The organism is Colwellia sp. MB3u-4 (assembly GCF_014077065.1).
GTDB lineage: Bacteria > Pseudomonadota > Gammaproteobacteria > Enterobacterales > Alteromonadaceae > Cognaticolwellia.
Genome location: NZ_JACGVE010000018.1, coordinates 1 through 290 on the forward strand (window position 1 = coordinate 1; position 290 = coordinate 290).

At 38.6% G+C, this 290-nt stretch carries 1 pseudogene; it reads right to left on the reverse strand.

The window, feature by feature from the left end:
• Window positions 1–143: 143 nt before the first annotated feature.
• Window positions 144–290, reverse strand: a pseudogene (locus H4J61_RS00080) (IS630 family transposase); the annotation flags it as partial.

Sequence of the window (290 nt, forward strand, 5' to 3'; positions counted from 1 at the left end):
TAGCGCCGATGGTAGTGTGGGAGTTCCCATGTGAGAGTAGGACATTGCTAGGCTTTTATTTAGAGAGACCCGTAGCTGATGCTACGGGTTTTTTGCTTTCTGGGATTTGATAAATAAAGCTTGAGTTATACCAATTTGATTAATTAACTTCCCACTTTTATCCAGTCTCTAGAGCAAAGATCTATCACCCTAGATGCATCTGAAACAAAAATATTCCAGGCTCGACTACATTCATTAACAATATCTTCATATCCACTAAAACATCTGTTCGCTAATTCATTTTGCCTCAG